The organism is Olivibacter sp. SA151, from assembly GCF_054130995.1.
The window spans coordinates 476,390-499,445 of record NZ_CP096391.1 but is presented as its reverse complement, the minus strand read 5'-3'; the positions used below and the strand labels follow the sequence as shown (position 1 = coordinate 499,445).

Sequence of the window (23,056 nt, the reverse complement as noted above, 5' to 3'; positions counted from 1 at the left end):
TTTATAATTGTGTATAACCTTTATTCTGGATAATCTGTTGCGGATTGGCTTGCATGACAGTCATCGGAATGGGATAGGCCAGCGCGTCATCACTCCAGGTGAAATTATTAAAACCATCGGCTTTTTGTTCCGCAATCATGACATCCTTCGCTCTACTGGTTCTAACGAGATCGAACCAGCGATGATTCTCAAAAGCAAGCTCTACACGACGCTCCTTTTCGATCGCTAGCAGGAAAGCCTGATCATTGGCAAAGTCTGCTAATTGATAATCGCTTAGCAGATTAGCAGGAGCTGGGGCATTTGGATCTCCGGGTGTATTTCTAGCCCGCTCCCGTATTTTATTTAGATAGACCAAGGCGGTCGCTTGATCTGTACCGGTGCGCACCAGCGCTTCAGCATAGAGTAAATAAATATCGGCCAGCCGAAGTTCGATCCAGTTATTTCCGTTATCGGAACCACTGGTCGCTACATCGTAATATTTGCGAATATATTTATCGGTTTCAAAGGCACCGGTTTTGGCGTTTACCCAACCATCGCGCATGGATACATATTTTCGAGGGTCTCCGGTTTCATAAGCATTCGACATATCCTGAGTCGGGGCGTTCTGACCGCTTTTATCTCCCACCAGCACTACTTCTTTATCCGAAAAACGGGGAGCAAAATTATTATTCCACGGACTTCCCGTAACCCCATTCGGTGAACCTTTCATGTATTGAATTTCAAAAAGCGATTCCGCACTATTTTTCTTATTTACATCGAATAGATCGGCATAGCTTGCCACCAATGCATACTGTCCGTTATTAATCACTTCTCGGAATTTTTCAATGGCTTTGGTATAAAACTCATTCCCTTTATTCAAAGGATATCCTGCCATGAACATATAAACCTTTCCTAATAAAGCGCTAGCCGCTGCTTTGGCGACGCGCCCTTTATCGCTTCCGCCATAATTTTCCGGAAGGTTAGCTTCCGCAAATTGAAGATCGCTAATAATTAATTCATAAATTTCCTCCAAGGGTACCCGACGCAATTGATAGGCCTCATCAGGTGTCAGTTCTTTATCCGCTTTAATGACACCTAAGAGCTCCCCGTTCAGTGCATAACCGCCAAATACCCTATTTAACCAAAAATAAGTAGATGCGCGTATGAAGCTAGCCTCTGCTTTATATTGGTTCCGAAGCTTTTCATCGGTAAAAGTAGCACCATCGCTTCGCCCTAGGACGAGATTACATCGCAAAATGGTATGATAACTATCATCCCAGCAATCCATCAAAAAATTATTCTCGGGCAGCAACGGGGAGGCAAACTCGTCTATTCCCTTTTCATTTGCCGGATTACCGGCTAACCAAGAGTAAGTGGTATTATCAGAACGAATTTCGCCCAAGCGATAATAGGTCCCATTATAGAGTTCACGCAGACTGGCATAAGCAGATAAAGTAGCCTGATTAATATCTTGTTGGGTTTTATAAAAATCACTACTATTTAAATTAGAAGGTGGCGTAAGTTCAATAAAATCCTTACTGCAAGATGACAGTATTAAAGCCGTCATACTTAATAAAAGAATCTTTTTCATAGCTGTTATATATCGCATAAATTAGGAGTTAAAAAGTTAGATTAGCACCGAAAATGAAAGATCTGGCTGTTGGATAACCTAAATAATCGCCTCCTTTTTGAAGACCACTTTCGCTGCTGGTTTCCGGATCATAACCTGTATAATCGGTAATAGTAAATAAATTACTACCGGTTACATATACGCGCAATCCTTTAATTTTTAGCTTATCCAATACGGACTGCCCGAAGTTATAAGAGAAGTTTACGTTACGTAAACGAAGGTAAGAGGCATTTTGTACCCATGCCGACGAAGGGTCCCGTTGCCAACCGGTAGGGTTGCGGGTAGCACGGAAGTGAATGCCATCGCCCGGTTCTTCCGGCGACCGCCAGCGATTAATCTGTTCAATCATACCATTCCGGTCGCCATGGTAAATCCCTACCATGCGTTTGAAAAAGCTAAATACTTCTGCACCATAAGACCCGGTAAACTGCACACTCAAGGAAAAGTTCTTGTACGAGAAGTTATTGGTAATCCCACTGGTAAAATCAGGCATATTGTTTCCTAAAATAGTTTTATCGTTTTGGTCCAACTTACCGTCCCCATTGATATCGGCATAACGACCATCACCTATTTTATCAGCGGCTAAATGAGGGTAGCGGTCCAGTTCTTCCTGCGACATGAAAACGCCTTCCTGTTTATAACCGTAAAAGCTTGCAATAGGCAAACCAATGGTAGTAATAAAGGCATTATTTGCATTTGGCGCACTTCCATAGATAGGTCGTTGATCGGGCCCTACTTCCAACACTTTGTTTTTATTGAAGGAAATATTAAAATTGGTACTCCATTGGAAGGTATTGATAAAGTTTCTGGTACTGACCGAAAACTCCATTCCGCGGTTCTGTACTTTACCGATATTCTGAAATTGAGACACATAACCGGTAATGGTTGGCACCGGTACATCCAGCAATAAATCAAGCGACTGACTATCGTAAAAATCGCCCTCTACTCGTACCCGATCATTGGCCAAGCCAAATTCAAAACCGAGATTATATTGTCGGGTTTTTTCCCAACCCAGATTTGCATTTGCCATCGACTCTGCATCCACATCCACGGTGTTTTGCAAGGTTCCTCCTGTTGGGTAATAACCGGGATTCAATAAGCCAATGGATGCATAGTCGCCTATCCGGTTATTTCCGGAAATACCAAATCCGGCTCTGATCTTCAAGTCGCTGATTTGATCGACATTTTTCATAAAGCCCTCTTCGGAAACTCTCCATCCTATCGAAACGGAAGGAAAGGTACCCCATTTCCGGTTCTGGCCAAAGCGCGACGAACCATCGCTACGGAAAGTGGCTGTAAAAAGATAGCGGTCATCATATGAATAGTTGACTCTACTTAAATAGGAGATCAGGGAGTAAGCGGATTCGGTACTCGATAGCGCGTACATATTGCCGGCGTTTAACGTTTCGATATCATCGTTCGCAAAACCTCTCGCTTCACCGTTCATGTAGTTTTCGGTGTGCTTTTGGGTGGTGTACCCAATTAAAGCCGAAAAACGATGCTTCTCCGCAAAGGTTTTGGTGTAATTCAATGTATTCTCAATCACCCAATCATAATCCGTGTAGCGCGTATCCACCCCTCTGGCTGGGCGAGGAGCCTTTGAGGCATCTAAATCTACTGTTGAAGGTTCAAATCGCTTCAAATGATCGTCCTCAATCCCACCGTTGATGCTTAAGCGGTATTGCAAGTCTTCAAATATCTGCCAATCGCCCGAAATTGTTCCCAACCAACCATAACGTCGTCTATTAATATTGACTAGCTCGGCCACACCGATTGGACTGGCTACATCACCAACCAGAATTTCAGGATTCCGGACCATTGACCCGTAGGTACCGTCGGCATTTTGTACAGGATAAATGGGTGGTAGTTGCAAGGCATACATAACGGCCGAATACTTACCCTGATCTTGCTCGCGACCGCGTGCGGAATAAGCCATTAGATTAGCACCTAAATTGATGGTTTTGCTGATCTTGGAATTAACGCTCGAGCGGAAATTGAAGCGGTCATAATTGGTGTTGATCACAATCCCGTCTTGTTTCATGTAACTTCCTGAAAAGTTATATTGGGTATTTTCAGAGCCGCCATTGACGGAAAGTTCATTTTGCTGCGTTAAGGCATTCCGATACAATAAATCCTGCCAATTATTGTCGGGCATGGTAGCAACCGATGCGGGATCTAAAAAGTTATAGAGGTAGCCTCCTGTGCCGTCGGGAATCATGTACTGACCGGTTGCTCCGGGATAAAGGCTTCGCCGTGAGTTAGGATCATTGATGCTGTGCGGCGACTGATTGGGATCATTTGGAATAACTGCAGCATCCAACCAAGCTTGATTGCGACCATCGACAAACCAATCGACATATTGATCGCGGTTCATCATTTTGATTTCTGTTCCGCGTTGTTGGAAACCTACAAATGAATTGACATTGATAACAGGGGGCCCCTTTTTGCCTTTTTTTGTCGAGATCACCACTACACCATTTGCCCCTCTCGAACCATAAATAGCGGTTGATGAGGCGTCTTTGAGTACTTGTATGCTTTCAATATCGGAAGGGTTGATAAGACGAAATGCATTTCCTTCCATGGGATACCCGTCTACTACGTATAGCGGATCATTTGATTGGGTGATAGAGCCGGTACCCCTTACCCGAATGGCCAAACCTTCCCCTCCGGGGGCACCATTAGTCTGCTGTACTTGAACGCCTGCCATTTGACCTGCTATGGCCTCCCCAAAGTTTTGAACCGGGCGATTTTGGATATTCTCTGCTGATACGGAAGCGACGGCTGTCGTGACGTCAGCACGTCTTTGGGTTCCGTAGCCAATAACCACAACTTCATCCAGCGCAGAGGATTCTTCGGTTAGGGTTACATTGATCAAGGTGTTCGTACCTACATTGATTTCCTGTAGTGCGTAACCTAAAATGCTAAATACTAAGGTTGCCTCTGCTCCTGGCACTTGCAAGGTATATAAACCTTCTGCATTGCTGGTGGTACCTGCCGAGGTCCCTTTTATTTTGACACTTACACCTGGTATGGGCAAACCCTGCGCGTCAATTATTTTTCCTTTCACTTCGCGCTGTTGCAACGGCGGAAGAGCTTCAGAGGAATCGTTCTTCTTTTTGATCAATACGTTATGTCCGCTAATTTTATAGGTGAAAGGCTGATTTTGAAGAACTTGATCCATAATCTCTTCTATTGTAGAACGCTGCGTGTTTACGCTTACCTTTAAACTGCTGATTTCTTTGCTGTTATAAACGAACACATAATCGCTCTGCTGTTTAATGGACCGAAAAATTTCTTCTAAGGTTGCATTTTGTTTATTAACAAAGATTTTTTGCGCGTATGTTGCTGCGTGTAGCTGCATCAAGGCTATGAGCAAAAAGAAAAATGTAAGATTTAATTGCATTATAATTTTCCTTTTAATATCAGTGGCTTGGTATTGAACTGGACTTGGGTTTCCAAAAAAATTTTTGGATAATGGCCTACCCCAGGCCATTGTCTTAGGTCTAATTTTCATTATTTTTGTAAAGCTTGAGTTAATAAAGGTTTTAACAAATTGGCGTTCCGGATTTATCCGGAAAGAGTTAACTCTAAGTATTCCGTTTCCTAATGGCGTTAGGAAACGGTTTTTTGTTAACGCTATGCTTACTTACGTGATTTTCGTTTTTGATTTTGTCATAATTTATTGATTAAAGTTTATTGGATAACGATGATTTTCTTGGTATTTCCTGTTGCTAAAATTTTATATTTTAAATCGAAATAACTTAAAATTTCCAAAGCTTCTAGCGCATTGGCTTTCCGGTGCACTTCTCCCCAAAGTTGAATATCAGGTACGGCCCCTTCAAATTCAATTGTTATATCATACCATCGCGCCATTTGCCGTAACGCTTCTTGAATACCGGAGCCTTGAAATTGAAAAAGCCCACTCTTCCATGCAATCGCATTTTCAGCATTGATCTGAGCTACCTTTAATTTTCCACTTCGTTTTAAGGCGGCTTGTTCTCCCGGTTTAAGGAGGATGGTTTGTTTAGTTTGAAATGCCGAGACTTTAACACTTCCTTCTAACAAGGTTGTTTTAACATCAGGTTCGTCCTCATAGCTATTGATATTGAAATGGGTTCCTAATACCAACAGTTCTTGCCGATCTGTCACCACTTTAAATGGTTGTTTTTCATTTTTGGCTACCTCGAAGTAGGCCTCGCCATTTAATATAACCTTCCGCTCATTTCCTGTAAATACGGTAGGATAGCGGAGGGACGAAGCAGCATTTAACCAAACCTTCGTGCCATCTGATAAAATGACCTGGTATTGCCCACCTTTTGGTGTACTCAATGTATTTGATTTCGACTTTCGGACACCCGGATTAATTTGGTAGGTAATTAAACCATCTTCATTCTTCGTAATTTTTATTCCTCCTTTGTCAAGTATTTTCTGGTCCGGCGCATTATCCAATGCTATTTGTGATCCGTCTGCTAATGTTAACAAGGCCTTATTGGTACCAGGTGCAAAATCGTTCGGATTGATCTTCGATTTATCAACAATTTGAACAAGTGGTTGGCTTGGGTCTTTTTCTTTGAAAAAATAAAAGCCAATGGAAACGAAAAGTAGAAATATCGCCGCAGCGACGATCCGGGGCCAAAGGGTAAAGCTTTTATTTTTCGATAAAGCAGGTATGCGCTGATAGACCTCTGCTAAATCTGCTTGTATCATTTCATCGGTTAAATCCGAAGAAGGAGGGTTAGCCAGGGCCTCATACAAGGATTCTATCCAAGCTTTTTCAGCGTCAGTGCAAAGACCTTTTTTATATTTATGAAGTAATTCTTTAATTCTTTCTTTCTCCATACGCTCGGATAATAAGGATCATCAAAAGTAAAGTACGACGAGGAGTTGCTTGGGGGTAGAAAAAAAAAATTTTAACTCAGAACAGCCAATAAAGAAGGAAAAGGATGGCGTATAAAAAAGCTTCTAATTTGCTTCTTAAGATCCGCAAAGCATTCTTGACTTGTGTTTTAACTGTTGCTTCAGACAGATGCAATTTGGCTGCAATTTCTTTGTGAGAAAGATGTGCTTTTCTACTGAGGTTAAACACCGCTTGCATTTTGGAGGGCAGCTTGCTGACTTCATCTTCCACTAGTTGGTTAAGTTGTTTCTCAAGAAGCGTATGATGGGCGTTATCTGACACTTCTTTGGCCAGTGCCTGAAGCCAGTCGAAGTAAACAGAAGTAATCTTCTTATGGGCTATCAATTTGATTGTTTGATTACGATTGGCAATGTACAGGTAAGCAGCAAGGTTATTAATCTGTAACCCCGTTCTTTTATTCCAAAGGGAGGTAAAAATATCCTGCACGATGTCTTTTGCATCTTCGCGGTTCCTCAATACATGATAAGCTTGCTTATATAAGCGCTCACCATAGCGCAGGTAAATTTCGGAAAAAGCAGCCGTGTCATTCGCTGCTAACAAATGAATTAATTCGTTATCCGTATATAACTTATAGGATGACATACGCTAGGTGACACTAATTGGATTGAGTAGTTTATCGGTTCGCCGTTACGAATCTACTAAATCATTTTAATATAAACGAAAAAAACGTATTTCACCTTGAATGTTAACGAATTGGCACATAGTAATAAGATCATTTTACCTTATTACTACGCACCTATAGCCGCATAAGTCTACGGGCTTCTGCTTGCTTAAAAGCATGTATAAGTTTACGGCGCCCTTATGATTTATCCCTGAGTTGAATCCACTGCTTTATGACTGCTTGCAGTTCTTTACTTTTGGCTTCTACTTCATCAAGGCTTTTGAACTTCGCATAGGCTTTACCTTTAGATGCCGGTTCTAGCACGCTGCCGGGGGTCAACCCTTCCGCTTGATGGAAGACCAGCGTTAGGGTATCCTTCACACGTAGACTAAAAGTGGCGATATCACCTTTGTAATAAAAGCTTGGGCCACCCCATTTAACGTCTTCTGTAATTTCAGGGTGCACTTTCATAATTGCATTACGCAGTGCCATCATTTCTTCCTTTAACGGATGTTCCAATTTTTCCAAAAATTCATCTACCTTTTTTGAGCTCATTTTTCAATTTTTATTAACATTCGCATGACCGGACATACTAGCAGAAACTAGGGTTGTGTCTGTGTTTCACTGCAACATCAAGTGTTCGTCTAATTGCTACAACTACTTTTATTGCATAAAAATAGGGGTCCTTTTTCACAGCCAAAATGGGTGAATATGACATTGCGAGGGGTATATCGCGTCAAGCGATTTTGAAATAATTCTCATTTTAGCAGTTTTTATTCATCGATCTGATAAGACTGTTCCTTAGCAAACGCCTTTTGGACGGAAGTGCGCAGTACGTGTTTGAAAGTGAGGGTTTATGAGCTTATTATATTTTTATACTTTCCGTTGAAATGATAATTTTGGATAATGTAAACTGAACAGACAGCAAATAGCGGAGCTTGTTGTTATTATTGAGTAAAAATAAAGCCGCCGCCGATTTGTTGTGAAACTAAAAAATCATGCGTAAAATCATCACCATCACAGGAATATGTATTATAGGCTTTGTGACAGGAAGGGCTCAAAGCCACCTTGTGTCTACACAAGACACGATGGCCACTTATAGGAAAAGAATAGATGAATTAGACAAAGAGATTATTCACTTGTTAGGTGACCGAATGCAAGCTGCTAGAATTATTGGCGCCTACAAAATGAAGCATAACTTAGCCGTGGTTCAACCGGACCGATTTAAGAAGGTGTTACAGCAAGCCATTGCAGAAGGTGAAAAGGTAGGACTATCAGCTGATTTCATAAAGCGGCTTTACGAAGATGTGCACGCTGAAAGTGTGCGTCAAGAGAAGGAATTGGAGCAAAAAGACGGCGTACAAACAGCCCATTAAATAGGCTGGAATGTTGAATTTTTATTAGTTCATTTCAATAACCGTAGCGTAATTAGCGTTACTATTAGTCATGGATATCCCAATCTGAAAATAGCAGCGACAATTACTGTCGGCTTATTTCTTGGCTTCAACGGCTTCCAGTAAGGGTCGGGGATCAAAGACCACCTTAAATTTGGAGATACATTCGTTTTCTATGTGGTACCATCCTGCACTGAAGATTTCTTTTCCACCCATGTTAATACAGTAAAATACAGCGACATGATTTCCATTGGTCATCACCTCCTTAATATTGTATTTAAGCTTCATTTTCTTCATGTCGTCGATATAGCTATCGGAGCCATTGCGACTGCCTAATACGCCTTCGAAGGTCATATCTTTAGCCAACAATTCATGAGCGGCATCAAAATCTTCTCTATTAAGGCTTTCAATAAATTTAAGCACAATGTACTTAGCGGTTTTCATAATTGTTTTTTTTGTTAACCATTTATTCCGTCGTTTGTTTAAGGGGGCCGATGCAGTCAATAGCCGGTTGCCTTCCCAACAAACAACTATCTTACACTGAAACAATTAAGTATGATATTGGTTGGATTTTTTTACTTCATTAAAATGGATGGTGTAAAAAATTTACATTTTTCAACCATGGCTTGTGATTATTAGGCTTGTATCTGATATTCGTATTATATGATACGCTTCAATACACCATCGTTTAAGAAATAGTTAAGGATGAATACACCTAAGAAGACTTTTTACGAACAAGAAGTAGAACGAATAAGCAGAGAGCATGGCCTGCCACAACATTATTATGCATACGTAAGGCAATCTAAAGCCTTCATGGAGCGTCATTATGGCGACAAAATTGAATTAGACAAGATCGCATCCGCCGCGTTTATGTCTCGTTTCCACTATATTAGGGTATTTCAGCAAGTTTATGGATTGACCCCCCGACAATACCTCAGGGATTTACGCATCGCAAGAGCTAAAGAGCTACTCAAGAAAGGCCATTCCGTCACCTCAGTTTGTTTCAATGTGGGATATGAAAGTTTACCCACCTTCTCGAAGGTCTTCAAGAGAGGCACGGGCTATTCTCCCAAAGCCTATCAAGACCTGAATATTAGCAATCGGGAATAAATATACTGAACGAAAACTGCTGATCTTTGTACTAACAAACACTTCGGCAATGATTAAAATATATGTAACAAGCGTACCTGTACAAGATCAGGAAAAAGCATTTCAGTTCTACACAGAAAAGTTAGGGTTTATCAAAAAAACGGATGTGCCTGTCGGTGAATATAGATGGCTGACCTTAGTTTCGCCAAATGAACAGAACGGGGTGGAACTCCTCCTCGAACCTATGGCATTTACGCCAGCAAGAGAATATCAGAAGGCATTAAAAGAGGCGGGTATTCCGTGGACATCCTTTATGGTAGATGATCTAAAGAAAGAATATGAAAGGTTGAAAGCGCTCGGTGTCCAATTTATTATGGAACCTAAAGAAGTTGGACCAACCATGATAGCTGTATTGGATGACACTTGCGGGAACAATATTCAACTGGCCGAAATGCTATAACGAGCATAGGTTCAGATGCGGGCGACCTATCCACCGCTCGTACGTTAGAAAATGTGATAGGTACGGAACTTGGTCTTCGAGATAATTCGTTGTTTATAATGTCCTATCAAATAGGTAACTTGGCATGACAATACACATGATATGTCAATAGAGAACGAAGGACCCGAGTTCTGGGAAAAAAGCTTTATCGAAAAACAGGAAATGTGGGGTTTTGAACCTGCTAATTCTGCAATTTTAACAAAAGATTTCTTTCTGAAAAATTCAATCAGCAACATCCTTATCCCCGGAATCGGATACGGCCGAAATGCGCAACTGTTTGTGGAAAACGGAATGCGGGTAACCGGCATTGAAATATCTAAAACGGCCATAGAAATAGCTAGAAAGCACTATGGAAAAGATATGACCATTTATCATGGCTCGGTTACCGATATGCCTTTTGATAATGCACAATTTGATGGGATATTCTGTTATGCTTTAATCCATTTATTGAGCAGTGATGAACGAGAGAAACTGATTCGCGACTGCTACAACCAACTCGCGGAGGGTGGTTATATGGTTTTTTCCGCCATTTCAAAAGAAGCACCCACTTACGGACAAGGCAAACGGATTGGTAAAGATCGTTATGAAATGTTTGGTGGTGTTAATCTGTTTTTTTATGACTCCGAATCAATTGAAGCAGAATTTGGCAACTTCGGCTTATTCGAGGTTACAAAAGTTACGGAAAACTATCCGTTTTTTCTGATTAAATGTAAAAAGGGTTAAACGGATAGATGTAAATCTCATTTTTGTAATTTTCACTATGGAAAAATCAGAAATACCTCGTTTAGAATTATCGGCATTCGCTCAAAACAGCTATCAGGTGCCTTTTTTAAATGTCCAGCATTATCCTATTGACGGAGATCACTTCGTCATAAAAAATCGAGACGATTATCCGGTAAATGATTATATCTCCCCTAACCGGCGACAATTCTATAAAATTTTTCACATGACGTCGGGGACGGGGATTCTTACAGTGGGATTGCATCAATATCATATGTCGGCCGGCGATATCGGTTTTCTACATCCTGATGAAATCATGTCCTGGCAAACTACTTCCAAAGAGACAGGTGGACATTTTTGTTTGATTAATCCAAAATACTTTGAACTTGATGCCGGCCATGTTCTTCAATTATTTAAACAGTTCCCTTATTTTAAGGCAAACAAAGCGGTGATACAATTAAATGAAAGCCAATCTTCAAAAATAAATCACTATTTCGAGTTAATGCTACAGGAAAATGAAGGGGATAATGAAGATAAAAAGCAAGCGATCCTATTACATTTACAAATGCTATTGTTGGAAGCGCAAAGAGTGGAAAAGGTTCTTCCTAATGTGAATGTTTCTGAAGGATATAATTATCTCTATAGTTTTTTGAACTTATTGGAGTCTTCTTTTCAAGTCCGGGATCCGAATTCGGTTCTTCAAATTAAAACCGCAAGCGAGTTTGCAGACCAGTTGAACGTGCATCCCAATTATTTAAATAGGATAGTTAAAGAGCGGACAGGAAAAACACTCCGTGAGCACATTCAAGAACGCTTAATTTACGAAGCTAAATCTTTACTTTTTCAAACGGATTGGACGATAAGTACCATTGGCTATGCGCTGGGTTTTTCCGGTCCTGCTTCTTTTTCTTCGTTTTTTCAGAAAAAAGAACGTGTTTCTCCTTCTATCTATAGAAAAAGCGGCTTATTGCAACCAAATATTTGAAACTCGTAAATATCGGTATGTTTTGAACAAACCCTAACCGCGTTACTATAACTTACTTTGTACCATAACATTAAAACAAATATTATGGAAACAAAAAAAGTATGGTTAGTAACCGGGGCTTCAAAAGGTTTAGGATTAACATTGGTAAAAAAATTACTGGACGCCGGTTATAAAGTAGCGGCTACTTCAAGAGATATAAATGCGTTACGTTCGGAAGTAAGCCACTCAGGCTCTGAATTCCTTCCACTCCAAATGGACGTGGTGGATGAACAAAGTGTCGCCAAATCGATAAACAGGATCGTTGATACGTTCGGAATGATAGATGTCGTAGTAAATAATGCAGGGTACGGTCAGATAGGAACACTCGAAGAATTGAGCGACAAAGAAGCTCGTCAAAACTTTGACATAAATGTATTTGGTTCGCTAAATGTCATCCGCCATGTGATGCCTTACTTCCGTAAACAGCATGCGGGTACGATCTTCAACATTTCTTCTATTGCAGGTTTTCTAGGAACTTTTCCCGGTTGGGGCATTTATAATGCGACAAAATTTGCGGTTGCCGGCTTTACCGAGGCCTTATCGGCGGAGGCCAAATCGTTAGGGGTATCAGCAGTGGTAGTGTATCCCGGTTATTTCAAAACGAATTTCTTGTTAAAAGGTTCTATGCGTCTCGCCCAAAATCCGATTGCGGAATATAAAGAAGCTCGGGATTTAGAGGTTATACACGAAGAACAGGTAATAGGCAATCAGCCAGGCGATCCGGAAAAGGCCGCCGCGGTGTTTATCGAAGTCGCGGAAATGGAAACAAAACCCTTGCATCTATTCTTGGGTAGCGACTCGTATAAAATGGCCAGGGATAAAATGGCAACGATCGAAAACGAAATGACTACATATGAGAGTTTGGGTCTTTCGACCGATTTCGGCAACTAAGTACTTTTTAACAGATTCGCCATTCTGAGAGCACAAAATGTGCTCTCAGAATGGCGAATCTATTTTAATCGGACGTCCAAGTATACGGAGTGACGCCCGTATGTATTATAAAATGGTTTAAAAATTACGTCGTCAATGGTGAACTCTAACTGTTTTGGATCGCCTTTAATAGATTTGCTTATATCTTCAGCATCCAGGCTTACTGTACGCCAGTCTTTCCTTGCTTCAGGTTCTTGGGCCGCTAGTAAAATAGGACCATAAAATAGACTGGCTATATTCTGCTGATCCATAACGGGATCGAGGTGAAACTGAAAGGGCATTTGTAAATCAACAACATCGCCATCTTTCCAATTGCGACTTATTTTTAGATAAGAACCCGGCTTTGCCTCTAGTTTTTGATCTTTACCATTCACCCTTACAAAAAAACCTTTGGTAGCCCAACCCGGCACGCGGACATGCATATCAAACTTTCCACCTCCTTTAATCGTTAAACGGGTGTGATCTTCATTAGGAAAATCCGTTGTTTGTTGCACGGTTATCTTACGTTCCGCCCATTCCAAGGTAGAAGGTATAAATAGATTGACATAAAGTGCATCGTTGTCCTTACTTTTAAAATAAATAGAGTTTTGTAGTTTGGTACTACTTTCTATAGCGGTACCGTTGCAACAGGTAAAGCCTGTCATATGCGGATTACCAAATTGCTTAATAGAACCGGGCCTGAGCGGTACATGATAAGTGTTTGCCGGACTGTCTTCGGCTACTGACGCCAAAATATGATTATAGAGGCCGCGTTCGTAATAGTCCATTAGTTCAGGCCTTTGATCGAATAAGAACAAATCGCTGGTCAATTTAAGCATATTGTAGGTGGCACAGGTTTCGTTTTGACCCCCTGCAGAAAAGCCGTTTTCATATAACGTCGCGGGCTGACTGATAAAACATTCTGCATTGGCCGGATTACGTGCTCCGGCAACGCCTCCAATGCTATACATATAATCGTTCACAACTTTGTACCAAAAGTTGTCGGCGATACTGTAATATACCGGATTGTTGGAAACACGGTACATTTCGATGCTACCCACAATTTGAGGTATATGCTGATTGGCATGTAAACCACGGAAAGTATCTACGTTTTTAGCTAAACCATGCGAATGGCTAGCATCACCGTAGAACATTTTGATGTTATCGAACAACTGTGCAGTTTTAAGGTAATTCGGTTTATTCGTGATCCGATACAGGCGGGCCATCACCTCATTCATCCCACCGAATTCACCCGCAATATAGGTATTCCACATTTTTATAAGTGTCTCGGTAGGCAGTTTGCTCAAACGCGCATACACCCAATCACCCATACCGGTAGCTATTTCAAGCGCTTTTTTATTACCACTCACTTCATATACATCCATTAGCCCTGCCAAGATTTTATGTAGCGTATAATAAGGTGCCCAAACCTGATTCTTCTGTCCGCCATACTTAGCACCACGTTCTAACATGATAAATTGATCCGGTGGATAGGCGCTGATGAAGCCCTCCCCCCAGTTCCAGTAATCGGTACGGATACCCTCATCACTAAAATCTGAGTCATACTCCGTTTTCCCGGGGCCATAAGGCACAGCCGTCGGATCAGATACATGGATACCGCCAGCTTCTTTAGGCTTTCCGGATAATTGCGATAGTTCATAAAGGGTATTAACCATATATTCCATTTTCTCCGCAAATTTGGCCTGAAGTGCTTTATCATATCCGGTGCCGGCGTAGGCTTGTGCAATTGCGGTAAGGTAATGACCCGTTGCATGCCCCCGTAATTTCGTTTCCTGGCTGTCCCACACACCTAAAGGTCGCGCTCCTTCCGGCTGCTTCTGACCAAAAGCATGACGAAACATATAAAGAAAAGAATTAGGATCGGTTGCAGCTAATGTATTGATAAACTTATCCCGATTTTCAATAAATTTAGTTTTGTGGCCATGCGCGTCGGCCTCCAAAGAAACCTGGTCTAAATTAAAGGGTGCGAGTTTTGAACTAGGGATATCGCTCGATTTAGCATCTATTACGGTGACGAAAGCCTTGGGTTGTAGATCTGTACCTGGAACGCGCCCGGTAATGGTATAACGTCCGGCTTGAAGAACGGCAGTATTGTCGGTTGGAGCAGGCCAAAGAACCCGCACTTTTGGCCCATTTATCCCTTGCCGATAAGTTCCCTCTATATGACTTGGTAAACGCGGCAAATTTCCTATGCTTGTTTTCACTTCTACATCGGGTACCTTTATTAAGTAGGCATTATAAAGCTTCGACTCGCTTGGAGAAAACTGGTGAAGATTATCTTCTGGCTTCCCGACATTAACCGCAGCTTCCTGACCACCTCTCAGGGCATTGTAGTAAATGCCAGTAACTTGTCTTCTCGTTAGGGGAACGCGATAAATACGAAAATCATGTATCAGGGCATTCAACGACGGGCTCTCAGGCAATAGCGATTTACCGATATATAGTTGCCTTTTTGCCCCCTGTTCACCGAAGACCGCTGTTAGTTCCGACGGGATATCTTTTGTTTCTCCTACTGGTCGGCTATCAACATAGGTTATCATTGCTTTTGAAGGAATATCGATCACGATAGCAAGGTGTACCCATTTATTCAATGGTATAGCTGGAGAAACCGCACCCTTCTGATGATCACCTTTTGTTGTTATCAATGCCTGGCAACCTTCTTGGGTATTTGTCCCTACGGGAGCTACAAAAAAATGCCTGGTGGCATCTTGTCCGAAATCAAAAAAATGTTGACCCCGTTTATCTGAACGCAAGTATATCCATCCCGATATACTGAGCGACTCTAAATCTGTTAAAGCATCTCCTTGGAGCATCACAAAATCATTAGCTGCTCCGGAGAGCGACAAAACCTTCCCGAACCGCTCATCATTAGTAAACTTGATTTCAGGGCCTTGAAATTTCCCGTGCAAATTATTTCTAGACCAGTCTTTGGTATCTCCATCAAATACGTAACGCGCAATCATTCCGGTTTCACCGATACCGTCGAGTATTTGGTCTCCATTTTGTGCTCGAGCGATGTTAACGCCTTCGGCTAAAACAATCAAAAATAGGATAACACGCAAGATTACTTTGTACATTTTCGTTGCCATAAATTGTTTAAAATCTTTTTTGCTCTTACAAAATTCCACTTTCAGAAGTAGCGTTTTTCTAGTACTATATTGGAATGCATCCGTCTAAATCCCTACAAAAAGATTTAAAGACCAATATATTGAAAATAGATAATTTATAGTTTGATAGTTTTTCGTAAAATTATGAAGGTTCGCACTGTTTCGTTACGCCTATTTTAGCAAATGATCACAGGATATTATCAGGTATGCATCCAGAAAACGAAAACAAGGCATTCAATAGTCAAAAAGAAAATGTGCTGGCTTAATACATTAAACCTAGAACCGCTAAACAAGGATTGCTTCTGACTAGCTTTTTTTACGAAAAGGTAAATTTCCTTCACTTACAATTATTATTTTTACCAGACACAAAAATGATGATGATATCTGTTGTGATTATAGAAGACGAACCTGCAGTACGCAGAGAAATTAGCCACCTAATACAGCAGGAGACCGACACTAAACTTGTTGGGTGGAGCGACAACGTGCCTGCTGCCGTCAAAGTAATAGAAAGAGAACGTCCTGACCTGATATTGATGGATATTCAGCTTCGCGATGGAACGGCTTTTGACCTGTTGCAAAAACTAAATCTCATTCCACAAAACATTATTTTTATTACAGCCTATAACCATTTTGCCATCAAAGCGATTAAATACGGGGCATTGGATTATCTATTGAAACCTGTTGATCATACAGAATTGAAAGAAGCTTTGGAGCGCTATCGTCGCCGATGTGAAAACAACCCGCAATGGATGCATCAATTGTCGCTGGCTCAGGCATCAATGACCGAAAATAATTTACCCGAGAGTATTGCACTGAATTCCGTTAATAATATCCGTATCGTGCCTGTTCAGGATATTGTATACTGCAAAGGCGATGGTCCGTATACTTTTTTCTTTCTGAACAATGGAACAAAAGAACTGATATCAAAACCGCTTAAGTTTTACGAAGGATTATTACCCTCTCCGCATTTCTTACGTACGCACCAATCTTATCTGGTCAACCGTAGGTATGTTTCCGATGTAAACCGTTCAGATTATATTGTACTTAAAAACAAGGAAGAAATTCCCATCTCATTGCGCCGGAAAAATGCTATTCTAGATCAACTTTTTCCTACAAAATGAACTTATTTTTACAATACACGGGGTGTTTTATAACGATGTTGCTATGCCTTGGCTGCCGTGAGCAGACATCAATGCTACCCAACAACCAGAACGCACTTACTGAACGGATAACGCAAATTGCTGCTATAAAAGTTAATAACCAAGATAGTGATTCGTTAAAGGGCGTATGGACTAGATTACTTAAAAATCCAATCGTACAGCGAGACACCCTGCTTGCTACGAAGGTTTATTATCAGTTGGCTCGGTTATATGGGATGCAAGGGCAGGATTCTGCCAAAATATATATAGAGCGGGCATTGGAATTAATTGAACCGACCACCGGAAATCTCAAAGAAAAAGCACTTGTTTATAATGGCATCGGCAATATCCGTGGACTGGAATCCAGAACGCATGAAGAGAGTTATTACTACAATAAAGCCGCTGCCATCGTAATCTCCGACAGTACCGTAAATCTTTCACCCGAAGCAAAATCCGCCATACTACTTTCCGCTGCACAGAGCAACCAGATGGCTTTCCAATTAGATTTGGCGGAGAAAATGAATCGCGCTGCAATACCCCTTTGTGATTCATTACCGAAAGGGCACATCAATCATCAACGGGTATTAGTACAGATGATAAATGTGCTGAACGATCAGAAAGAACCAGCTGATAGTATTGCTTCCTATCTTCAAAAATTGGAGGCGCTTCATCGGTTGTATCCGGACAGGTACAATATTGGTTTTCTCTACGAATCGAAAGTCAATTATTTTGAACAGAGCGCAGAAACAGATTCTTTGTTGCACTATCAGTTAATGAAAAGTGATTTAGATGAATCCGATTATCATGCCGGATTAGCAAATGCAACGGATATCAATAATCTGTTTGTTGATTACTGCAATGTAGCGGCTACTTATATCCTGTTGGAGAAGCCTTCACGCACGAATGAATTTTTGACCAAGGCTAAGCAGTTGAATGAAAAGCATAAGGGAGTAATTTCTACACAGAATGAAGTTCTCTATCAAAAAGATCTAGCAGCTTTATACAAGCTTCAAGGGAAAAAAGATGCGGCCATTGATTTATTACTCAAAACATCGGCATTAGAAAGGAGCATTTATCAAAGAGAAAACACACAGGCTATTGCCGAAATGAATACACTTTACCAATTGCAGGCTAAAGATCGTTCCATCCGTACGTTGAATGAAAGTATGAAGATCAATCAACTGCAATTGCAGCAAAACCGCTTGTGGCTTGCCGTTTCTATTTTGGGTGTTGTATCGCTGAGTGCGACAGTCTTATTCTTATATTACAGTTTTCGCCAACGGCGAACCCGCCAGGAAAAAGAAAAGGTGCTATTGCAGCAACAATTATTGCGTACACAGATGGAGCCTCATTTTATTTTCAACACCTTATCCGCCGTACAGAGTTTTATTCGTTTCGATCAGAAAGATAATGCCATTAAATACCTCAACCGCTTTGGCCGTTTGCTGCGTAGTAGTTTAGCACTAAGCCGAGAGGCTTTAGTTCCATTGAGTGAGGAAATCGAAACGCTGGAGAACTATCTTAGTCTGCAGCAGATGCGCTTTGATCATGCGTTTATATACCATATCGAACAACTACAGGATGAGGATTTAAGTGCTGTCATGCTGCCGCCCATGCTGATCCAACCTTACGTGGAAAACGCCATCCTACATGGCATTGACCTCATCAAGGGAGCGGGAACTATTGCTGTTCGCTTTCAATTGGAAGGGGATGTTTTACAGGTAACGATTACGGACAGCGGCAAAATTGAAGCCTCACCTACTGATGGGACACATCGTTCGCTATCCGGAACCATCAACCGGGAACGCATCCACCTACTCGGCAAAAAAGCAAACATTACCACCACTTCCATCGAAGGAGGGGGCACGCTGATCAGCTTACGTATTCCTGTCGTTTATGGATAATTTCGATGACGAGCTTCTTAATTACCATCTTGTCTTATTTTTCTCGTGGCACTTATAAAAATGACATTATGCGAATTGTAAATATAGACTGCAAATCATAAATGCTTTAGCCCTTTAAGTACACAGGCTTTTATTTTTATGTTTATTATTAAAGCATGCACTTGTTGTATGCAATTGTTTAACAAAAAAATCAAAGCAATGAAAAAATTATTAATGAGTTTGGTTGCTGTAGCGGCCATGTCTACGGCTGCTTTTGCTCATTCAGGTGCAAAGGCAATGGAAAACAACACCGCTAAGCGGACAACAATGCACAAAGCCATTACAGGTGAGGGCTTTATTGAAGTTAGCCGTGAGATCAAAGCAATTAAAAAAGGTTACAAGCGTCTCCAAGCCTGTCATTACACAGTTAACTATTATAACGGTGGAGGTATCCGCTACAATAGTGTTACCTATTCTACCAATGTAGGCGGATCGGGCGATGTATTTGGAAGCTGTGCCGAGTTCTTTCAATTTATAGACAATGGGCATAGAGCGCAAGGTTTTTCCATCACCAAAGGCGCCTTCTAAGATTATTGTTCCCATAGATTACTATTTACATAAAAAGTGAACCGAATGGTTCACTTTTATCGCTTTTATCATGATGAAACAGTTTTTATTATTTTGCCTATTGCTGCGTTGCACATGGGAAGCACAAGCACAGAACTTACACGCTGTGTACGAATATATTCCTTCTGCCGTAGCTACTTTTCATGAGCATGTCTATTTTGAGGGGGGTGTAAAAACCGCGATCCTTGATTCGGTTCCAGTAAACGCTCATACAGAGAAGGGTGGAAATATAGATAATGAAGTGTCTTCCAGCTTTTCAATGGTGCTCAATACAGGTATTAACTATAGACGTATTGTCGTTCAGAAGAATAATGAAAAAGAACTGATTGAAACCCGTTCGCTCAAGGAAACGAATTATTTGGTAACCGATAACTTTCCAGAACTCATATGGAATACCAACTATACCGATACGGATACCTTGGGTAAATATATTTGCCATAAAGCAACGGCGACTTATCGCGGAACTACGTTAATAGCCTACTATACCAACGACATTCCGATACCTGCAGGTCCATACAAATTTGGGGGACTTCCGGGATTGATTGTACTCCTATATAACGAAAGCGCTAGCCCGAACTATTGGACACTTAAAGAAGTCTCCTATCCTTACAAAGAGCACATCCCGGTGAATGAAAATTATATCTTGTCTTTACCCAAATTATCGCTGGAGGAATATGTTAAGAAAGATGAGGCGTGGGCAGAAGAGCAGATGCGTATTATGGAAAGTAAAATGCCTGCCGTGGGAGGCGTAACAACTGAAAGGCAAAAAGTGCGCGGTACGGTGGAACAGGTTTATGAATGGGAACAAGTCGATAAGTGAGAACAAGAAGCTATGTATGATTAACCACCTTTGCTTAAGTTGGTTTTTGCTTTTCTGTCTCGGGCCAGCTTATTTTTCAGCTTGGGCGCAGGTGTCGATCAGCGGACGAGTAACTTCTGCTGGAGTACCGATCGGCGGTGTACGAGTTGATCTTCGGCAAGGTGAAGCTTCCCGTTTTCTAGTTTATACATTTACGGACGGAGAAGGAAAATATCGATTAACAACGAACCATGCCGGCAAACTGGCCTTACATTTTAAAGCGTTGAGCTATGAGCCGCTTGCCAAAGAAATCGAGCTTGGCCAAAAAGATACGATAGTAGATGTTGGACTTATAGCAGGTGGTTTGGAACAACTGCAGGAAGTGGTGATAAACGCAAAGCGTCCTTATCGCCTTGGAAGAGATACGATCGAACTTAAGGCTCAATCTTTTTTACAGGGAGACGAGCGCACAGTAGAAGACTTATTAAAGAAAATACCGGGCTTGAATGTTGGGACCGACGGAAGTATCAAAATCGGGCAGAAAGAAGTGGAAAAAGTGATGATAGAAGGTGATGACTTTTTTGAAAAGGGTTACCGACTTCTCACCCAAAACATGTCTGTTCAACCGATAGACAGGATACAGGTATTACAGCGTTATTCAAACAATAAGCACCTAAAAGGAATTGAAAACTCGGATAAAGTTGCTTTGAATCTACAATTGAAAGAAGACAGCAAACACCAGTGGTTGGGATCGGTATCTGCTATGGGCACCATGACCGAACCCTTGTTTTACCAAGCAAGTCTGAACTTGATGAGGATTGAAAAAAAAAACAAATATTATCTTTTAGGCACGGCTAACAATAATGGTGTTGACGCGGTAAGCAGCATCAACCATCTTCTGTACTCAGCTCAAACTGATGAACCCGGGCAGGTGGGCATAGGCGCAAAAACACCTACTTTAATTGACTTTATGCCAGATTTACCCGGTTTTGACTATAGGCGAACGAATTTCAACCGTGACCAATTACTGTCGTTCAATACGATTCTTAATCCGACAAAAAAACTCAAGATTAAGTGGTTGGGTTTTGTGAATCCAACGAAGAAATCATTCTATCGAAATACGGTGCAGGATTACAATATTAAGAGCATCCAATTTACCAATACGGAGGACTACAAACTTAACAAGCGTATCAACACGTACTTTACGAAGGTAGAGTTGCAGTATGATATCAATCGACAATCGAGTCTTACCTATACCGGAAATTTAGGATCGCTCAGCAGACACGATACGGGCGACCTCTTGTTCAACGGAAACAATACAGTGGAGACGACCGAAATGCAGGGTTATCTGACCAATCATAACTTTACCTATAGTTATAAGCTTTCTGACCGGGAAGCCATTGTAAGTTCGGCACGTTTGATTGCGCAGCAGTCGCCATTGGATTACCGCATTGATCAATATTATTATGAAGATTTGTTTCAGGTTGGAAGTATTTCGGATGTATATCAGCGTGCCGAAAATAACCTGCAGTACCTCGGAATTACTTCGCATTACGTGCGAAAACAAAAAAACAGTGACTTTATGGAGCTAGCCTTTTCCAATGAGTACAAAATGCAAGAGCTGGCGACGGATTTAGTATTGCATGGAACTGATGGAACCGATATACGGCCGTCAGGATTCTCTAATCGGCTGGATTTCGGCAGCAATAACGCGCATATTATGACCAAATATACGATCAAACGGAGAAAGTGGGAATGGACTCCACAATTACATACCGCTTTTATCCATACGCGGCTGCGCTCGTATGGAAGCGTACAAAGCAGAAACAATCTATTCTTTTCGCCACGTGTGCTGGCAAAATGGACACCACACCGCAAAGGGAAGCTGGAGGCAACGTTGTCGTTTCAACAAAGTAGTGCTGACTTAATGGAGGTAGTTCCTAATTATTATACCACCGGTATTCGGAATTTTATGAAAGGATTGAATGACATAGTGAAATTAAATAATTCGGGTACTGTACTGACATATACACACGGAAATATGTTGGATAAGTTTTTTGCGAATTTATCCATGGGATACAACATACTATTTGATTATATCAGTACTCGGAGTGTGCTGAACACCAATTTCAATCTAAATGAGCAGCTCGTGTTGAAAAATAAAAAAACGACCTTTTATAAGGCACAGTTTAACTATTACGTAAAACCGCTGAATGGGAATTTGCGATTGGATATAGGGGCAAATTTCGCTGCTTATGAGACAAGCATATCCGGAATAGGGAACCGCAAAATACGCTCTGGCTCACACGAATACGGCTTGTCGTACCGAAGTGTCTGGAAATATTGGTTGAACATTCATACAGGAAGCCGCATGCAGCTATCTTCATTCAGTAGCGAAAGCACAAACCGGCTCATAAACACATACAGCTTCCTGAACGCCTTTTTCAAAGTTTCCGAAAACATCCAAGCTAGTTTAAAAAACGAAGCTTATCGCTTTGGCAGTTTTCTTTCGGAAGTCCCTGGCACCTACTACTTTTCTGATTTTTCCTTTGCTTATGATGCAAAAAAAATCAAAGCCAGATTTAGTATAAACGCCAAGAATCTGCTCAATAACCGGCACTTTCGAAGTGCAACCGTTACGGACACCTATCGTTCTTTAATCGAATACCGCCTGCTACCCCGCTATATTGCACTCGGGTTTGATTATAGTTTTTAAG

General features: G+C 41.3%; 18 protein-coding genes. 11 read left to right on the top strand and 7 right to left on the bottom strand.

Annotated features, from left to right (window positions below; translation table 11 throughout):
• Position 1: 1 nt before the first annotated feature.
• The 5 genes from M1D52_RS01900 to M1D52_RS01880 all read right to left on the bottom strand — a co-directional run bounded on the left by M1D52_RS01900 (position 2) and on the right by M1D52_RS01880 (position 7,683).
• Positions 2-1,570, bottom strand: a complete 1,569-nt coding sequence (locus M1D52_RS01900) for a RagB/SusD family nutrient uptake outer membrane protein (RefSeq protein ID WP_437393928.1) — start codon at positions 1,568-1,570, stop codon at positions 2-4.
• 28 nt (positions 1,571-1,598) lie between these two features.
• The gene (locus M1D52_RS01895; RefSeq protein WP_437393929.1) at positions 1,599-5,012 is read right to left on the bottom strand and encodes a TonB-dependent receptor; all 3,414 of its coding nucleotides are present in this window, start codon (positions 5,010-5,012) and stop codon (positions 1,599-1,601) included.
• A 290-nt stretch (positions 5,013-5,302) separates the two neighbouring features.
• On the bottom strand, positions 5,303-6,448 hold the full coding sequence (locus M1D52_RS01890; protein WP_437393930.1) for a FecR family protein: 1,146 nt from the start codon (positions 6,446-6,448) through the stop codon (positions 5,303-5,305).
• Positions 6,449-6,524: 76 nt separating this feature from the next.
• The gene (locus M1D52_RS01885) at positions 6,525-7,109 is read right to left on the bottom strand and encodes an RNA polymerase sigma factor (RefSeq protein ID WP_130854896.1); all 585 of its coding nucleotides are present in this window, start codon (positions 7,107-7,109) and stop codon (positions 6,525-6,527) included.
• A gap of 217 nt (positions 7,110-7,326) precedes the next feature.
• Positions 7,327-7,683: a DUF1801 domain-containing protein gene (locus M1D52_RS01880; RefSeq protein ID WP_437362535.1), complete on the bottom strand. Its 357-nt coding sequence runs from the start codon at positions 7,681-7,683 to the stop codon at positions 7,327-7,329.
• Between the two features lie 443 nt (positions 7,684-8,126).
• Here M1D52_RS01880 and M1D52_RS01875 point away from each other — a divergent pair, with 443 nt between their 5' ends.
• The gene (locus M1D52_RS01875; RefSeq protein WP_437362537.1) at positions 8,127-8,504 is read left to right on the top strand and encodes a chorismate mutase; all 378 of its coding nucleotides are present in this window, start codon (positions 8,127-8,129) and stop codon (positions 8,502-8,504) included.
• 114 nt (positions 8,505-8,618) lie between these two features.
• Here M1D52_RS01875 and M1D52_RS01870 read toward each other — a convergent pair whose 3' ends face one another.
• Positions 8,619-8,966, bottom strand: a complete 348-nt coding sequence (locus M1D52_RS01870) for a nuclear transport factor 2 family protein (RefSeq protein ID WP_377611931.1) — start codon at positions 8,964-8,966, stop codon at positions 8,619-8,621.
• A 261-nt stretch (positions 8,967-9,227) separates the two neighbouring features.
• Here M1D52_RS01870 and M1D52_RS01865 point away from each other — a divergent pair, with 261 nt between their 5' ends.
• The 5 genes from M1D52_RS01865 to M1D52_RS01845 all read left to right on the top strand — a co-directional run bounded on the left by M1D52_RS01865 (position 9,228) and on the right by M1D52_RS01845 (position 12,745).
• A complete protein-coding gene (locus tag M1D52_RS01865; RefSeq protein WP_013664218.1) occupies positions 9,228-9,632 on the top strand; it encodes a helix-turn-helix domain-containing protein in 405 nt (134 codons plus the stop codon).
• 49 nt (positions 9,633-9,681) lie between these two features.
• Positions 9,682-10,071 (top strand): VOC family protein, encoded by a 390-nt coding sequence (locus M1D52_RS01860; protein ID WP_013664219.1) that lies wholly within the window; start codon positions 9,682-9,684, stop codon positions 10,069-10,071.
• Between the two features lie 141 nt (positions 10,072-10,212).
• Positions 10,213-10,833 carry a class I SAM-dependent methyltransferase gene (locus M1D52_RS01855; protein WP_013664220.1) on the top strand — a complete coding sequence of 207 codons (621 nt, stop codon included), beginning with the start codon at positions 10,213-10,215 and terminating at the stop codon, positions 10,831-10,833.
• A gap of 37 nt (positions 10,834-10,870) precedes the next feature.
• Complete coding sequence (locus M1D52_RS01850; RefSeq protein ID WP_130854892.1) at positions 10,871-11,815, top strand: AraC family transcriptional regulator; 945 nt, start codon at positions 10,871-10,873, stop codon at positions 11,813-11,815.
• Between the two features lie 84 nt (positions 11,816-11,899).
• Positions 11,900-12,745, top strand: coding sequence for an SDR family oxidoreductase (locus tag M1D52_RS01845; protein ID WP_130854891.1), 846 nt, complete (start codon positions 11,900-11,902; stop codon positions 12,743-12,745).
• A gap of 59 nt (positions 12,746-12,804) precedes the next feature.
• Here the strand turns inward: M1D52_RS01845 and M1D52_RS01840 are convergent, their stop codons facing one another.
• Complete coding sequence (locus M1D52_RS01840) at positions 12,805-15,873, bottom strand: beta-L-arabinofuranosidase domain-containing protein (protein ID WP_437393931.1); 3,069 nt, start codon at positions 15,871-15,873, stop codon at positions 12,805-12,807.
• Between the two features lie 389 nt (positions 15,874-16,262).
• Here M1D52_RS01840 and M1D52_RS01835 point away from each other — a divergent pair, with 389 nt between their 5' ends.
• From M1D52_RS01835 to M1D52_RS01815, 5 genes are all read left to right on the top strand, one after another.
• Entirely contained in the window at positions 16,263-17,012 is a 750-nt protein-coding gene (locus tag M1D52_RS01835) for a LytR/AlgR family response regulator transcription factor (protein WP_437393932.1), read from the top strand.
• Positions 17,009-18,934 carry a sensor histidine kinase gene (locus M1D52_RS01830; protein ID WP_437393933.1) on the top strand — a complete coding sequence of 642 codons (1,926 nt, stop codon included), beginning with the start codon at positions 17,009-17,011 and terminating at the stop codon, positions 18,932-18,934. Before M1D52_RS01835 ends, M1D52_RS01830 begins: the two co-directional genes overlap by 4 nt.
• Before the next feature lie 198 nt (positions 18,935-19,132).
• Positions 19,133-19,501, top strand: coding sequence for a hypothetical protein (locus M1D52_RS01825; RefSeq protein WP_289554320.1), 369 nt, complete (start codon positions 19,133-19,135; stop codon positions 19,499-19,501).
• Between the two features lie 70 nt (positions 19,502-19,571).
• Positions 19,572-20,360 carry a GLPGLI family protein gene (locus tag M1D52_RS01820; RefSeq protein WP_437393934.1) on the top strand — a complete coding sequence of 263 codons (789 nt, stop codon included), beginning with the start codon at positions 19,572-19,574 and terminating at the stop codon, positions 20,358-20,360.
• A 16-nt stretch (positions 20,361-20,376) separates the two neighbouring features.
• The gene (locus tag M1D52_RS01815; protein WP_437393935.1) at positions 20,377-23,055 is read left to right on the top strand and encodes a carboxypeptidase regulatory-like domain-containing protein; all 2,679 of its coding nucleotides are present in this window, start codon (positions 20,377-20,379) and stop codon (positions 23,053-23,055) included.
• The last annotated feature ends 1 nt before the right edge of the window (position 23,056 follow it).

Excerpts from the sequence above, each read along its gene's own strand:
- M1D52_RS01900 (WP_437393928.1), bottom strand. The coding sequence starts at position 1,570 with ATGAAAAAGATTCTTTTATTAAGTATGACGGCTTTAATACTGTCATCT.
- M1D52_RS01885 (WP_130854896.1), bottom strand. The coding sequence starts at position 7,109 with ATGTCATCCTATAAGTTATATACGGATAACGAATTAATTCATTTGTTA.
- M1D52_RS01815 (WP_437393935.1), top strand. The coding sequence starts at position 20,377 with ATGATTAACCACCTTTGCTTAAGTTGGTTTTTGCTTTTCTGTCTCGGG.
- M1D52_RS01820 (WP_437393934.1), top strand. The coding sequence starts at position 19,572 with ATGATGAAACAGTTTTTATTATTTTGCCTATTGCTGCGTTGCACATGG.
- M1D52_RS01855 (WP_013664220.1), top strand. The coding sequence starts at position 10,213 with ATGTCAATAGAGAACGAAGGACCCGAGTTCTGGGAAAAAAGCTTTATC.
- M1D52_RS01850 (WP_130854892.1), top strand. The coding sequence starts at position 10,871 with ATGGAAAAATCAGAAATACCTCGTTTAGAATTATCGGCATTCGCTCAA.
- M1D52_RS01890 (WP_437393930.1), bottom strand. The coding sequence starts at position 6,448 with ATGGAGAAAGAAAGAATTAAAGAATTACTTCATAAATATAAAAAAGGT.
- M1D52_RS01830 (WP_437393933.1), top strand. The coding sequence starts at position 17,009 with ATGAACTTATTTTTACAATACACGGGGTGTTTTATAACGATGTTGCTA.
- M1D52_RS01840 (WP_437393931.1), bottom strand. The coding sequence starts at position 15,873 with ATGGCAACGAAAATGTACAAAGTAATCTTGCGTGTTATCCTATTTTTG.
- M1D52_RS01845 (WP_130854891.1), top strand. The coding sequence starts at position 11,900 with ATGGAAACAAAAAAAGTATGGTTAGTAACCGGGGCTTCAAAAGGTTTA.
- M1D52_RS01865 (WP_013664218.1), top strand. The coding sequence starts at position 9,228 with ATGAATACACCTAAGAAGACTTTTTACGAACAAGAAGTAGAACGAATA.
- M1D52_RS01825 (WP_289554320.1), top strand. The coding sequence starts at position 19,133 with ATGAAAAAATTATTAATGAGTTTGGTTGCTGTAGCGGCCATGTCTACG.
- M1D52_RS01835 (WP_437393932.1), top strand. The coding sequence starts at position 16,263 with ATGATGATGATATCTGTTGTGATTATAGAAGACGAACCTGCAGTACGC.
- M1D52_RS01875 (WP_437362537.1), top strand. The coding sequence starts at position 8,127 with ATGCGTAAAATCATCACCATCACAGGAATATGTATTATAGGCTTTGTG.
- M1D52_RS01880 (WP_437362535.1), bottom strand. The coding sequence starts at position 7,683 with ATGAGCTCAAAAAAGGTAGATGAATTTTTGGAAAAATTGGAACATCCG.
- M1D52_RS01870 (WP_377611931.1), bottom strand. The coding sequence starts at position 8,966 with ATGAAAACCGCTAAGTACATTGTGCTTAAATTTATTGAAAGCCTTAAT.
- M1D52_RS01860 (WP_013664219.1), top strand. The coding sequence starts at position 9,682 with ATGATTAAAATATATGTAACAAGCGTACCTGTACAAGATCAGGAAAAA.
- M1D52_RS01895 (WP_437393929.1), bottom strand. The coding sequence starts at position 5,012 with ATGCAATTAAATCTTACATTTTTCTTTTTGCTCATAGCCTTGATGCAG.